The 13,502-nt window shown below is 68.6% G+C and carries 14 protein-coding genes; 10 read left to right on the forward strand and 4 right to left on the reverse strand.

The annotated features are described in order from the left end of the window. Nucleotides 1–69: 69 nt before the first annotated feature. From hemE to ACBY01_RS09330, 4 genes are all read left to right on the forward strand, one after another. A complete protein-coding gene (gene hemE, locus ACBY01_RS09315; protein ID WP_416460534.1) occupies nucleotides 70–1,116 on the forward strand; it encodes a uroporphyrinogen decarboxylase in 1,047 nt (348 codons plus the stop codon). Further along, nucleotides 1,113–1,568: a CopD family protein gene (locus tag ACBY01_RS09320; protein WP_416460535.1), complete on the forward strand. Its 456-nt coding sequence runs from the start codon at nucleotides 1,113–1,115 to the stop codon at nucleotides 1,566–1,568. Before hemE ends, ACBY01_RS09320 begins: the two co-directional genes overlap by 4 nt. Before the next feature lie 202 nt (nucleotides 1,569–1,770). Continuing rightward, nucleotides 1,771–3,027 carry a transcription termination factor Rho gene (gene rho / locus ACBY01_RS09325; RefSeq protein WP_416460536.1) on the forward strand — a complete coding sequence of 419 codons (1,257 nt, stop codon included), beginning with the start codon at nucleotides 1,771–1,773 and terminating at the stop codon, nucleotides 3,025–3,027. A gap of 168 nt (nucleotides 3,028–3,195) precedes the next feature. Further along, a complete protein-coding gene (locus tag ACBY01_RS09330; RefSeq protein ID WP_416460537.1) occupies nucleotides 3,196–3,927 on the forward strand; it encodes a TerC family protein in 732 nt (243 codons plus the stop codon). 55 nt (nucleotides 3,928–3,982) lie between these two features. Here the strand turns inward: ACBY01_RS09330 and ACBY01_RS09335 are convergent, their stop codons facing one another. Continuing rightward, on the reverse strand, nucleotides 3,983–4,678 hold the full coding sequence (locus ACBY01_RS09335; RefSeq protein ID WP_416460538.1) for a dienelactone hydrolase family protein: 696 nt from the start codon (nucleotides 4,676–4,678) through the stop codon (nucleotides 3,983–3,985). 92 nt (nucleotides 4,679–4,770) lie between these two features. Between ACBY01_RS09335 and ACBY01_RS09340 the strand changes: the two genes are divergently transcribed. Genes ACBY01_RS09340 through ACBY01_RS09365 form a run of 6 tightly spaced genes read left to right on the forward strand, consistent with a single transcriptional unit; the run spans nucleotide 4,771 to nucleotide 10,502 of the window. Then, nucleotides 4,771–5,001, forward strand: a complete 231-nt coding sequence (locus tag ACBY01_RS09340; protein WP_416460539.1) for a DUF6489 family protein — start codon at nucleotides 4,771–4,773, stop codon at nucleotides 4,999–5,001. 2 nt (nucleotides 5,002–5,003) lie between these two features. Next, the gene (mnmE, locus tag ACBY01_RS09345) at nucleotides 5,004–6,299 is read left to right on the forward strand and encodes a tRNA uridine-5-carboxymethylaminomethyl(34) synthesis GTPase MnmE (protein WP_416460540.1); all 1,296 of its coding nucleotides are present in this window, start codon (nucleotides 5,004–5,006) and stop codon (nucleotides 6,297–6,299) included. 54 nt (nucleotides 6,300–6,353) lie between these two features. Next, a complete protein-coding gene (gene mnmG, locus ACBY01_RS09350; RefSeq protein WP_416460541.1) occupies nucleotides 6,354–8,195 on the forward strand; it encodes a tRNA uridine-5-carboxymethylaminomethyl(34) synthesis enzyme MnmG in 1,842 nt (613 codons plus the stop codon). Continuing rightward, on the forward strand, nucleotides 8,192–8,809 hold the full coding sequence (gene rsmG, locus ACBY01_RS09355) for a 16S rRNA (guanine(527)-N(7))-methyltransferase RsmG (protein ID WP_416460542.1): 618 nt from the start codon (nucleotides 8,192–8,194) through the stop codon (nucleotides 8,807–8,809). The genes mnmG and rsmG overlap by 4 nt, the downstream gene beginning before the upstream one ends. Then, the gene (locus tag ACBY01_RS09360; protein WP_416460543.1) at nucleotides 8,806–9,585 is read left to right on the forward strand and encodes a ParA family protein; all 780 of its coding nucleotides are present in this window, start codon (nucleotides 8,806–8,808) and stop codon (nucleotides 9,583–9,585) included. Before rsmG ends, ACBY01_RS09360 begins: the two co-directional genes overlap by 4 nt. Further along, nucleotides 9,582–10,502 carry a ParB/RepB/Spo0J family partition protein gene (locus ACBY01_RS09365; RefSeq protein ID WP_416460544.1) on the forward strand — a complete coding sequence of 307 codons (921 nt, stop codon included), beginning with the start codon at nucleotides 9,582–9,584 and terminating at the stop codon, nucleotides 10,500–10,502. The genes ACBY01_RS09360 and ACBY01_RS09365 overlap by 4 nt, the downstream gene beginning before the upstream one ends. 120 nt (nucleotides 10,503–10,622) lie before the next feature. Here ACBY01_RS09365 and ribA read toward each other — a convergent pair whose 3' ends face one another. From ribA to ACBY01_RS09380, 3 genes are all read right to left on the reverse strand, one after another. Beyond that, on the reverse strand, nucleotides 10,623–11,687 hold the full coding sequence (gene ribA / locus ACBY01_RS09370; RefSeq protein ID WP_416460545.1) for a GTP cyclohydrolase II: 1,065 nt from the start codon (nucleotides 11,685–11,687) through the stop codon (nucleotides 10,623–10,625). Next, nucleotides 11,684–12,478, reverse strand: coding sequence for an exodeoxyribonuclease III (locus tag ACBY01_RS09375; protein WP_416460546.1), 795 nt, complete (start codon nucleotides 12,476–12,478; stop codon nucleotides 11,684–11,686). The genes ribA and ACBY01_RS09375 overlap by 4 nt, the downstream gene beginning before the upstream one ends. Nucleotides 12,479–12,832: 354 nt before the next feature. Continuing rightward, nucleotides 12,833–13,462, reverse strand: a complete 630-nt coding sequence (locus ACBY01_RS09380) for a LolA family protein (protein WP_416460547.1) — start codon at nucleotides 13,460–13,462, stop codon at nucleotides 12,833–12,835. Between the last annotated feature and the right edge of the window lie 40 nt (nucleotides 13,463–13,502).

Below are 13,502 nucleotides of genomic sequence, written 5' to 3' on the forward strand. Positions count from 1 at the left end.
ATAAACCCCGGCATCCCCAGACCAACAACCTCCACATCCATTCTTTGAATCTTCTTCTTCAGTAGAGGCATGACGCTGACTCAGATTCCGACGCCCAAGCCGCTGCTCGAAACCCTGCGCGGCACCCGTCAGGCCGTCCCCCCGCTCTGGCTCATGCGCCAGGCCGGACGGTACCTGCCCGAATATCGCGCGCTCCGGGCCGAGAAGGGCGGCTTTCTGGACCTGGTCAACGACGGCGAGGCGGCGGCGGAGGTGACGCTGCAGCCGCTGCGCCGCTTCGGGTTCGACGGCTCGATCCTGTTCTCCGACATCCTGATGGTCCCCAATGCGCTCGGCCAGGACCTGTGGTTCGAGACCGGCGAGGGGCCGCGGCTCGCCCCGCGCATGGATCGGACCACGCTCGACACGCTGGTCCCGGCTCCCGAGCGGCTCGCCCCCGTCTACGACACGGTGCGGCGGGTTCGGGCGGCGCTCGACCCGGCGGTGACCTTCCTGGGGTTCGCAGGCTCGCCGTGGACGGTCGCCACCTACATGATCGCCGGGCAGGGCAGCCGCGAGCAGGCCGAGGCGCGCCGCCTCGCCTATGCCGATCCCGATCTGATGACAGCGCTGATCGATCGCATCGTCGGGCTGACCGTCGACTATCTCTCGGCACAGATCGCTGCCGGGGTGGACGCGGTGCAGCTGTTCGACAGCTGGTCGGGGAGCCTGTCGCCCGAGCAGTTCGATCGCTGGGTGATCGCGCCGACCGCGCGGATCGTCCAGGCGCTCCGGGCGCGACATCCCGACACGCCGATCATCGGCTTTCCGAAGGGCGCGGGCGGCAAGCTCGTCGCCTATGCCGCCGCCACCGGAGTCGACGCGGTCGGGCTGGACGAGACGGTCGATCCGGTCTGGGCGAACGCGGCGCTGCCGCGCGACCTGCCGGTGCAGGGCAACCTCGATCCGCTGGCGCTGATCGCCGGCGGTGAGACGCTCGATCGGGCCGTCGACCGCATCCTGGAGGCGTTCGCCGACCGGCCGCACGTCTTCAACCTCGGCCACGGCATCCAGCAGGACACGCCGATCGCCCATGTCGAGCGGCTGGTCGCCCGCGTGCGCAGGAGCCAAGCATGACCAACTTCCTCGGATCCGCCTATCTGTGGGTGAAGGCGGCGCACATCATCTTCATGGTGTTCTGGATGGCGGGGCTGTTCATCCTGCCGCGCTATCTGGTCCACCACCAGGAGGGGCTCGACGATCCCGCCGAGCGTCCGCGCTGGGTGGCGCGCGAGGCCAAGCTGCGTGGCATGATCCTGACGCCCTCGCTCGTCGCGGTATGGCTGCTCGGGCTCGCGCTCGCCGCCAATGCCGGGCTGTTCGAGGGGCAGCCGGGGCTCGGCTGGCTCCATGCCAAGCTGCTGTTCGTGCTGCTCCTGACCGGCTACCACGGCTGGGCGGTCGCCTATACCCGTAAGCTCGCGGCCGGTCGTCCGACGCTGGCGGCGTCGCGGCTGCGCATGCTCAACGAAGTGCCGGCCCTGCTGCTGGCGGTGATCGTCGCGCTGGCGGTGGTGAAGCCCTTCTGATCGGTTCGCCTGCCGATGCGTGCTGCCGGTCGCAGCGCGCTTCGGCGCCCGCTTGACTTGGACGGGGGGCAACTCTACCTCGCGCGGACGAATGGTTGCCGTCCGGCCACCGTCCCCGTCCTTTCAGCCTCGTGTCGCGCCTTTCCTTCTCGCCGATCGACGCTCTTCCCTTATCCGCTTCAACGCCATTCGGATCAGCTCCATGCACCTCAAGGACCTCAAGAAGCACGCGCCCGCAGACCTCGTCACGATGGCGGAGGAACTGGGCGTCGAAGGCGCGTCGACGCTGCGCAAGCAGGACCTGATGTTCGCGATCCTGAAGGCGCAGGCCGAGAATGGTGAGCAGATCATGGGCCTGGGCACGATCGAGGTGCTGCCCGACGGCTTCGGCTTCCTGCGCTCGCCGGAAGCGAACTATCTCGCCGGCCCCGACGACATCTATGTCTCGCCCAACCAGGTCCGGAAATTCGGGCTGCGCACCGGCGACACCGTCGAGGGCGAGATCCGCAGCCCCAAGGACGGCGAGCGCTATTTCGCGCTGGTGAAGCCCTCCAAGGTCAATTTCGACGATCCCGACGCGGTCCGCCATCGCGTCAACTTCGACAACCTCACCCCGCTCTATCCGGAGTCGAAGCTGACGCTCGACCCCTATGATCCGACGCAGAAGGACAAGTCGGCGCGGGTGATCGACATCGTCTCGCCGCAGGGCAAGGGCCAGCGCACGCTGATCGTCGCGCCGCCGCGCGTCGGCAAGACGGTGATGCTGCAGAACATCGCCAAGGCGATCACCGACAACCATCCGGAAGTGTTCCTGCTGGTTCTGCTGATCGACGAGCGGCCCGAGGAAGTCACCGACATGCAGCGGTCGGTGAAGGGCGAGGTCGTCTCCTCGACCTTCGACGAACCCGCGACCCGCCACGTCCAGGTCGCCGAGATGGTGATCGAAAAGGCCAAGCGTCTGGTCGAGCACAAGAAGGACGTGGTGATCCTGCTCGACTCGATCACCCGCCTGGGCCGCGCATACAACACCGTCGTGCCGAGCTCGGGCAAGGTGCTGACCGGCGGCGTCGACGCCAATGCGCTCCAGCGCCCGAAGCGCTTCTTCGGCGCGGCGCGAAACATCGAGGAGGGCGGCTCGCTCTCGATCATCGCCACCGCGCTGATCGATACCGGCAGCCGCATGGACGAAGTCATCTTCGAAGAGTTCAAGGGCACCGGCAACTCCGAAATCGTGCTCGACCGCAAGGTGGCGGACAAGCGCATCTTCCCGGCGCTCGACGTCGGCAAGTCGGGCACCCGCAAGGAAGAGCTGCTGGTCGACAAGGCCAAGCTGTCGAAGATGTGGGTGCTGCGCCGCATCCTCATGCAGATGGGCACTATCGACGCGATGGAATTCCTGCTCGACAAGATGAAGGATTCGAAGACCAACGAGGATTTCTTCGACTCGATGAACCAGTAAGGTTCGTTTTCGGGGTTTTTATTCGGCCCGTCGGCTGGTGGATCGCGGCACGCGGTCGCCGGTCGCCGGGCCGAGTGCGTTCGGGGCTTTCCGTCAAAATGTTGCCGCCGCGCTGGGCCGCGGTGGTTCGGGCTAGGCGTTGCTCCCCCTCCGCACTAGGGTTTGGCGATGCTAGACCTTCTCACGCACTTGAGCGTCGCCGTATCGGCGGTACCCGCAGGGCCCGGATCCCCCGCCGAGATCTGGGACCATATCGTCGCGGACTTCAGCAACATCGGCTCGCCCGCGGCGCTGTCGGCGTTTCTGCAGGTGCTGATGATCGACGTCGTCCTCGCTGGCGACAATGCGATCGTCGTGGGGGCGCTCGCCGCCGGTCTGCCGGTCGAGCAGCGCAAGAAGGTCATCCTGATCGGCATCGTCGCGGCACTGGTGCTGCGTATCGCCTTTGCTCTCGTCGTCAGTTGGCTGCTCGGCATCGTGGGGCTGATCTTCGCGGGCGGCGTGCTGCTGCTGTGGGTCGCCTGGAAGATGTGGCGCGAGCTGCGACCGGCTGGCGGACCCGGCTCGCCCGAAATCGAGGGTGACGAGTCCGAGTCGATCCGCCCGGCCAAGAGCTTCGCCGCCGCTGCCTGGGCGGTGGCGATCGCCGACGTGTCGATGAGCCTCGACAATGTGCTCGCGGTGGCGGGTGCCGCGCGCGACCATCCCGGCATCCTCATCATCGGCCTGCTGCTGTCGGTGGCGCTGATGGGAATCGCGGCCAACCTGATCGCCAAGTATATCGAGCGGTATCGCTGGATCGCCTATGTCGGCCTGCTGGTGATCCTCTACGTCGCGGCGAAGATGATCTACGAGGGCGTGACCGACCAGCATGTCGGGCTGCTCCAGCTGTTCGCCTGAGCGAACCGCAGCGGTACGAACGAGGGGGGCGGCCGCGGGGCCGCCCCTTTTCGTTTCAGCCGAGCGCCTCGGCCAGGAACGCCGCGGTCCGCGTGTCCGCGAATTCGGCGGCGGCATCCGAGCGGCGCTTGCCGCGCTCGGTGGCGAAGCCGTGATCCTCGCCCGGATAGTCGTGCAGCGTCACCTTCGGGTGATCGTCGAGCCCGGCATGCATCGCCGCCTGTGTTTCGGGCGACACGAAATGATCGGCGCCGGCGATGTGCAGCATCAGCGGATGGGCGATCGCCTTGGCTTCGTCGACCAGCTCGTCGATGCCGACGCCGTAGTAGCCGACGGTCGCGTCCACGTCGGTGCGCGCGGCGGTGAGATAGGCGAGGCGGCCGCCCAGGCAGAAGCCGATCGCTCCCACCTTGCCGCCCGAGACCAGCGGCCGCGCCGCGCGGATCGTCGCTTCGATATCCTCGATCGCGAGCGCCTGGTCGAACCTGCCCATCAGGTCGAGCCCGCGCTGCATCTCCTCCGGCACGTCGGGGTCGAGAACGATGCCGGGCTCGATCCGCCAGAACAGGTCCGGTGCGAGCGCGAGATAGCCCTGCTCGGCGAGCCGATCGCACTTGCCGCGGATGCCGGCGTTCACGCCGAAGATTTCCTGGATGACGATCACCGCGGCGCGCGGCGTGCCGGCGGGATCTGCGCGATAGGCGGCGAACGAGTCCTTTCCATCGAGCGTGGGAATGGGGTGGCTGGTCATGGCGGCTCCTTGGGTTTGCACGAACGCCTGCGTCCGGCGCATAGCAACAACGCCAGGCAGGCGGGCAGGAGCCCTCAAGCGGAGACAGGCCGATGAAGATCAACGTCGAGGTGGACTGCACGCCGGAAGAGGCGCGCCGCGCGATGGGCTTGCCCGACTTCACGCCGGTGCACGAGCGCTATGTTGCGATGCTGAGCGAGACGATCGAGAAGGGGGCGAGCCCCGAGATGCTCAACGAGCTGATGCGCCACTGGGCGCCGATGGGCGAGGCGGGCATGACCTTCTGGCGCAAGATGTTCGAAAGCGCGGGCCGCTCGGGCTGAGCATGGACACGATCTTCGCCGTCTCGAGCGGCCAGCCCCCGGCGGCCATCGCGGTGCTGCGGGTGAGCGGTCCGCGCGCGCGGGTCACGGCCGAGGCGCTGGCGGGAAGCCTGCCGCCGCCGCGACAGGCGGGGGTGCGTGCGCTGCGCGATCCGGCCGACGGCGCGCTGCTCGATCGCGCGCTGCTGCTGTGGTTTCCGGGGCCTCGCACCGCTACCGGCGAGGACCTGGTCGAGGTCCACCTGCACGGGGGGCGCGCCGTCGTCCGCGCGGTCGAGACATGCCTCGCCGCCCAGCCGGAGCTGCGCCCGGCCGAGGCGGGCGAGTTCACCCGGCGGGCACTCGCCCACGGCCGGCTCGATCTCAGCGAGGCGGAGGGCTTGGGCGACCTGCTGATGGCCGAGACCGAGGCCCAGCGACGCGCGGCGCTCGCCAGCGCCGAAGGCGCGGTGCGGCGGCGGGTGGAACACTGGCAGGCGGCGTTGCTGATGCTGGCGGCGCGGATCGAGGCGATGCTCGACCATGCCGACGAGGACGACGTCGCCGACGATGGCGCGGCGCTCGACGCGATCCTTGCGGAGTGCGGGGCGTTGGGGGGCGAGCTCGACGACATTCTCGCGGCGCCTCCGGTCGAGCGGCTGCGTGATGGTATCCGGGTCGTACTCGCCGGCCCACCCAACAGCGGCAAGTCGACGTTGCTCAATGCGCTCGCCGACCGCGAGGCGGCGATTGTCTCGCCGATCGCCGGTACCACGCGCGACCGGATCGAGGTCGCGGTCGTGCGCAACGGCATCGCCTGGCTGCTTACCGACACGGCGGGATTGGCCGAGGCGACCGACGATCCGATCGAGCGGATCGGCATCGCCCGTGCCGAAGACGCGATGCGCAGCGCCGATCTGCTGCTGTGGCTGGCCGATGCGGCACCGCCGGTGATCGCGGGCGTGCACCTGCTGGCGCTCCATTCGCGCGCCGACCTGCCGGGCCGGGAGCAAACACCTGAAGCGCGCATCTCGGTGTCGGCAGCGACGGGGCAGGGGATGGCATCCTTGTGGGCCGCGATGGAAGAAGCGGCGCGGACGCTGCTGCCGCGGGAGGACGCGCTGGCGCTGAACCGGCGGCAACGCGACCTGCTGCGCGATGCTGCGGGCGCGCTGAGCGATGCTGCGTTGCATCACGATCCGTTGCTTGTCGCGGAGGAACTGCGCCGCGCCCGCACGGCATTCGATCGCATCACCGGTCGCGCCGATGTGGAAGGCGTGCTGGACGCGCTGTTCGGGCGGTTTTGCATCGGCAAGTGAGTGTTCCACGTGGAACGCTTTGACGGGCTGGCGGTAGCGGAGTAGCGCCAACCTATGTCCTTCTTCGATGTGATCGTGGTCGGCGGCGGCCACGCCGGCACCGAAGCCGCCGCTGCGGCCGCGCGCCGTGGTGCGCGTACCGCTCTGCTGAGCTTCGATCTTGCCAAGCTCGGAGCGATGTCGTGCAATCCCGCCATTGGCGGGCTGGGGAAGGGCCATATCGTCCGCGAAGTAGATGCGTTCGACGGGCTGATCGCACGCGCCGCCGATGCAGCCGCGATCCACTATCGCATGCTCAACCGCAGCAAGGGAGCTGCGGTGCAGGGGCCGCGCGTCCAGGCCGATCGCGTGCGGTACGCCGCGGCGATCCAGGCGATGTTGCGGACGCACTCAGGGCTCACCCTCGTCGAGGGCGAGGCCGAGCAGCTGCTGGTGGAACAGGGCTCGGTCGCCGGTTTGCTGCTCGCAGACGGAACGCGACTCGATGCGCGTGCGGTTGTGCTGGCGACCGGCACCTTCCTCGGCGGCCGCATCTTCCGTGGCGAGGACCGGGAAGAGGGCGGCCGGGTTGGCGAGCGCGCGGCGACGGCGATGGGTGTACAGCTGCGCGAACTCGGGCTGCCGATGGCGCGACTCAAGACCGGGACGCCGCCGCGGCTCGACGGCCGGACGATCGACTGGGCGGCGCTCGACGAGCAGCCGTCCGACAGCGACCCGTGGACCATGTCGCCGATGAGTGAAGGCCGGGGGCTGCCGCAGCTGTTTTGCGCGGTGACCCGAACGACCGAAGCGACCCACGCGATCATTCGCGGGGGGCTGGATCGGTCGCCGCTGTTCAGCGGCGCGATCGGTGCGCCAGGACCGCGCTATTGCCCGTCGATCGAGGATAAGGTCCATCGCTTCGGCGACCGCGACGGGCACCAGATCTTCCTGGAGCCGGAGGGGCTCGACACGCCGCTGGTCTACCCGAACGGCATCTCCACCTCGCTGCCGGTCGACGTGCAGGACGCGATGATCCGCAGCATCCCCGGCTTGGAGCGGACGCGGATCGTCACCCCCGGCTATGCGGTGGAGTACGACCATATCGATCCGCGCGCGCTCGATCCGCGGCTGGCGCTCGGCGCGATTCCGGGGCTGTTCTGCGCCGGCCAGATCAACGGGACGACGGGCTATGAGGAGGCGGCGGGGCAGGGGCTGGTCGCTGGCGCCAACGCCGCCGCCCACGCCTGCGACGTCGCGCCGCTGATCCTCGATCGCGCCTCCAGCTACCTCGGCGTGATGGTCGACGACCTCGTGCTGCAAGGGGTGAGCGAGCCGTACCGCATGCTCACCGCCCGCGCGGAGTACCGGCTGACGTTGCGCGCCGACAACGCGCAGACTCGGCTGACCGCGATCGCCGACGCGGCCGGACTGTTGGGCAAGGAACGCCAAGCGTGGAATGCTGCGCGCGCGCAGGCACGCGCCGATCTCAACCAGCGGTTCGACATGCGGCTGTCCGTCACCACAGTTGCGGCACGTGGCGGTCAGGTCGCACAGGACGGGGCGGTGCGCAGCGTCCGGGAATGGCTGCGCTTCCCCGGTGTCGCGTTGGACCAGTTGCTGCCCGACGCTTCCGAAACGATCGACCCGGCGCTGCTCGCCGAGGCGGTCGAGGACGCGCGCTACGCACCCTATATCGAGCGACAGCAGCTCGAGCTCGCCGAGATGCGTGCCAACGATCACATCCGTTTGGCCGAAGACTTCGCCTATGCGGCGGTGCCGGGTCTTTCTGCTGAAATGGTGCAGCGGCTCAGCAGCGCCCGACCGACCACGCTCGGCGCGGCGTCGCGCGTCCGCGGCGTTACCCCGGCGGCGCTTGCCGCGGTGCTGGTCCATGCCCGAAAGGCGGCGGCATGACCGAAGACGAAGCCCGGGGCTGGTTCGCCGATCGCTACGACGCGCAGCGCGTCGAGCGGGTTGAGCGCTTTCTTGACCTCGTCCGCAAGGAGAGTGCCCAGCAGAATGTCGTCGCAGCATCGACGTTGCCGCACCTTTGGTTTCGGCATGCGCTCGACTCCGGACAACTGGTCGAGCTGGCCGACAATCGTACCGGGAGTTGGATCGACATCGGCACCGGCGGCGGATTCCCGGGCATGGTCGTAGCGATCCTGCGCGACGCGCCGACGATCCTGGTCGAGCCGCGCCAGAAGCGGGCAAGCTTCCTGCGTGCCGCCGCCGACGCGCTCGGACTGCGCAATGTCACGGTGGAGCAGAAGCGGGTGGAGACCGTCCGCAGCACGGCGCCCGCGGCGATTGTCAGTGCCCGCGCGGTGGCGGCGCTGCCGGCCCTGTTCGCGGGCGCCGGTCATCTCGCCACCCGAGACACGCTCTGGCTGCTGCCAAAGGGCCGATCTGCACGATCCGAGGTGGAAGCCTTAACCGGTTCATGGCAGGGTGTGTTTCACGTGGAACACAGCCTCACCGATCCGGAATCGCTCATCGTGGTCGCACGCGGGATTGCCCCAGCATGATCTGCATCACCATCGCCAACCAGAAGGGCGGCGTCGGAAAGACGACGACGGCGATCAACGTCGGCACGGCGCTCGCGGCGACCGGGCTGCGCGTGCTGCTGCTCGATCTCGATCCGCAAGGTAACGCCTCCACCGGACTGGGCATAGGCCGCAACGATCGCGAGCGCTCGACCTACGACCTGCTGCTCGGCGATACGACGTTGCAGGAAGCCGCGATTCCGACCCAGGTGCCGCGGCTCGACATCGTTCCGGCCACCGTCGACCTGTCGGGAGCCGAGATCGAGCTGATCGAATTCGACGCGCGCACCCATCGCCTGGACCGCGCGATCCAACGGGATGGCGATCGCTGGGACGTGATTCTGGTCGACTGTCCGCCGTCGCTGGGGCTGCTCACCATCAACGCGATGGTCGCCGCACATGCGCTGCTGGTGCCGCTGCAATGCGAGTTCTTCGCGCTGGAGGGGCTCAGCCAGCTGCTCACCACCGTCGAGCAGATCCGCGGCCGCTTCAATCCGGGCTTGTCGATCCTTGGCGTGGTGCTGACCATGTACGATCGCCGCAATCGCCTGACCGACCAGGTGGCGGACGATGTCCGCTCCGTGCTCGGGCGGGTGGTGTTCGACACGGTGATCCCGCGTAACGTTCGGCTGTCGGAAGCCCCCAGCCACGGAATGCCGGCGCTGATCTACGACCATCGCTGCGCCGGGTCCGAAGCCTATATCGCCCTGGCACGCGAAGTGATCGGACGCCTGCCCCAGCTTGCGGAGGCCGCATGACCGATACGCCCGCTCCTGCGCGCAAGCCGCGCCCCGGTCTCGGCCGAGGTCTGAGTTCGCTGCTGGGCGACAGCGCGCGGGAGGCGCCGGTCTCCGGCAGCGAGCGCCAGCCCAGCGGCGTACGGCTGCTGCCGGTCACCGCGATGGCGCCGCATCCGGGACAGCCGCGCCGCCACTTCGACGAAGCGGCACTCGACGACCTCGCCGCTTCGATCGCGGCACGCGGTCTGATCCAGCCGATCGTCGTCCGGCCGCACGGCAAGGAATATCAGATCGTCGCCGGCGAACGTCGGTGGCGGGCGGCGCAGCGGGCGCGGCTGCACGAGGTGCCGGTGCTGGTCCGCGACCTCGACGACGCCGAGACCATGGAAATCGCGCTGGTGGAGAACATCCAGCGCCAGGACCTCAATGCGATCGAAGAGGCGGACGCCTATCGCAAGCTGATCGACGAGTTCGGCCATACCCAGGACGCGCTTGCCAAGCTGGTGCACAAGTCGCGCAGTCACATCGCCAACCTGCTGCGGCTGCTCGACCTGCCCGGCGGAGTGCAGCAGATGGTCGTCACCCAGCAGATCAGCATGGGCCACGCCCGGGCGATCCTGGGCGCACCCGATCCGGAAGCGGCGGCCGAGCGCGTCGTCGCCAAAGGACTGTCGGTGCGCGACACCGAGCGGCTGGTACGCGACACCAAGCCGCAGCCGGTCGGCGCCGGGCAGGGAGGACGCAGCGGTCGTAGCGGGGGCGGGGCGTCCAGCAGCGACGCCGACATTCTCGCGCTCGAACAGCAGCTGGGGGATGCGCTCGGCCTCAACGTCCGCATCGCGCATGGCGACAAGGGCGGAACGCTGACGATCAGCTATTCGACGCTCGATCAGCTCGACATGGTGTGTCAGCGGCTGAGCGGAGACGTGATTTAGGCACTGTCATCCTCACGGAAGCCAGGATCCAGTGCCGCAGCGCGCACGATCGCCGGCGTAGCGTGAATGGATGCCAGCCTCCGCTGGCATGACGAGCAAGGTGGGGTGGTTTACGAGCGCCTAGAGTTGGTGCCCGGTGCGGTCGCGCTTGGTCGCGAGATAGCGCTCGTTGTGCGGATTGGGCGGCAGCGCGTGGCGTACGCGCTCGACGATGGTCACGCCGGCCGCCTCCAGCGCCGCGACCTTGGCGGGATTGTTGGTCAGCAGCCGGATAGCGCGCTGGCCGAGCAGGTCGAGCATCCTCCCTGCGGTGCGGAAATCGCGCGCGTCGATCGCAAAACCCAGACGGGTGTTCGCATCGACCGTGTCGAATCCCTGGTCCTGCAGCGCATAGGCGCGCAGCTTGTTGACCAGCCCGATGCCGCGGCCTTCCTGGCGCAGATAGAGCAGGATTCCCCAGCCACTCTCCGCAATCGCGGCGATCGCGGCGTCGAGCTGCGGCCCGCAGTCGCATTTGAGGCTGCCCAGCGCGTCGCCGGTAAGACACTCGCTGTGGAGCCGCACCAGCGGCGGGCGGCCGTTGGGGGCGCCGATCAGCAGCGCGATGTGCTCGCCCGGTGATTCCGGGGTGCGGAAGGCGACGATCTCGGCGGTTTCCGCACCCGCCACCGGCAGGCGCGCGCGCGTCGCGATCGCCAGCCGGGCCGGGTCCTCGTGCGCATCGACGTCGGCCGGTGTGATCGACTCGGCGGCGCCGCCGTCTCCTTCGCGGACGAAGAAGGCGGGGAGTACGCCGGCGAGCCGCGCGAGGCGCAGCGCGGCGGCGGCCGCATCGGGCGCCGAAAGCGGCACGGCGCGATACGGGCCCTTGAGCGGCGTCGCGAGATCGAGCTGCGGATCGCCGAGCGCGGTGGCGGCGGCGAAATCGAGCCACGGCGCGCGCTCGACCAGCATCGGCGCATCGGGCACCGCCGCGTCGCGCTGGTTGGCGAGCTTGAGTGTCGCCGCCCGCCCGGCCGACAGCAGCACCGCCGCGGCTTCCTCGGCATCGAACGCCGCCAATCGCAGCGGGTCCGCCGTCTCGACCGCGAGCAGAGTCAGCGCGGCCTCGGCACCGGCGATGGTGATCGGCCAGCCGCGGCGCAGCGCATCGATGGCGCGGGCGACCGCACGCGGGCCGGTCACAGGTCGAACTCGGTCAGGATCGGGATATGGTCGGAGGGTTTGAGCCAGCTGCGGCAATGTTCGAACACCGAGTGGCGGGTCGCCTTCGCCGCGACGTCGCGGCTCGCCCACATATGGTCGAGCCGGCGGCCGCGGTCCGACGCCGCCCAGTCCTTTGCGCGATAGCTCCACCAGGTGAACAGCCGCTCGGGTGCCGGTGCGAAGTGGCGGCCGAGATCGACCCAGTCGTTCGCCGCCTGCAGCCGCGCCAGCGCCTCGACCTCGACGGGCGTGTGGCTGACCACGTCGAGCAGCGCCTTGTGGCTCCACACGTCGCTTTCGAGCGGGGCGACGTTGAAGTCGCCGACCAGCAGCATCGGGATGTCCGACAATCCTTCCGACCAGCGCGTCATGCGCTCGAGGAAGTCCAGCTTCTGCCCGAACTTGGGGTTCACCTCGCGATCGGGCACGTCGCCGCCGGCGGGAATGTAGACGTTCTCGATCCTAAGGCCGTTTTCCAGCCGCACGCCGATGTGGCGCGCCTCGCCATTCGCCTGCCAGTCGAGCCGGTCGTCTTCCGCCAGCGGCACTTTGCTGAGGATCGCGACGCCGTGGTGCATGCGCTGGCCGTTGATGGCGATGTGGGTATAGCCGAGCGCGCGCAGCGGCGCGTGCGGGAAGTCCTCGTTCACCACCTTGGTCTCCTGGAGACACAAGACGTCGGGGGCGATTTCGCGCAGGAACCGTTCGACGATTTCCATCCGGAACCGGACCGAGTTGATGTTCCACGAAGCGACGGAGAGACTAGGCATCGCTGGCGATGTAGCGAGGGGCGGGGGGCGGCGCCAGACCATCGCCGGCAGCATCGCGGATATGGAAAGGCCCTCGTTCCGGGGGCATGGAACGAGGGCCGACCTAGCGTTCGTCACGCAGGCAGGAATTGAGAACCCGGGCAACAGGGGGGAAAATCCCGGACGCGCCCCAACTCCGCAACACCGTCTCTAGAGCGGCGATCCTGTCGCCAGAATGAATGGGGCGAGCAGAAACTGTTCAGGTAACCTTTCGCCGCATTGCCGCGGAACATATTGCACCGCGATAGAGCGTTGGCGTCGCGCAGCGTGCGGCAAGGCACGCGGGAAGCGGACGGTGCCGCTTCCCTGCCGTACTCAGCGCCGGTTCTGCGTCCGCCGCGGTTCGTTGAAGCGGAAGGCGTTGTCGGCGACCGACACGTTGAACCGCTGGTTCGACAGGCGGATCGTCGTGCGGTTGTTCTGCGCGTCCAACGCCACCCAGCCCTGCAGCATCAGTCCGGCCGGTGCCGAGGCGTTGCGCGCGAAGATGAGCGTGATCCGGCCATATTCGGGATGCTTGGGATCATAGGCCTCGACGCTGACCACGCGAGGGTCGCCCTCCGGCAGCACGCGGGCGTAGCGCGACGCATCTTTCGAGGGATCGAGCAGGATGCCCAGCGGCGAGTTGCCGATCGGCCAACGCTGCTTCTGTCCGACTTGATAGTCCAGGAAATACAAAGACTTGCCGTCCGATACGACCAGGATCGGCACGCCCTTCTCGTACTGGAAGCGGATCCGGCCCGGCTTCTTGAGCGTCAGCTTGCCGGTCAGCACCTTGCCGGTGCGATCGGTCTGGGTGAAGTCGGCCGTCATCGTATTGGTCTGCGCCAGGTGCTGCTGCACCGTGGCGAGCGTGACGGGCGCCTGCGCGTGCAGCGCGACGGGAGCCGCAAGCGCGATCGCGGCGGCGGGGGCGAGAAGGCGAATGGGGCGTCTCCAGATCATCGCAACGGGATAGGCGGGGCGGATTGAACGCGTCGTGAAC

Source organism: Sphingomonas mangrovi (genome assembly GCF_047975845.1).
Classification (GTDB): domain Bacteria; phylum Pseudomonadota; class Alphaproteobacteria; order Sphingomonadales; family Sphingomonadaceae; genus Sphingomonas.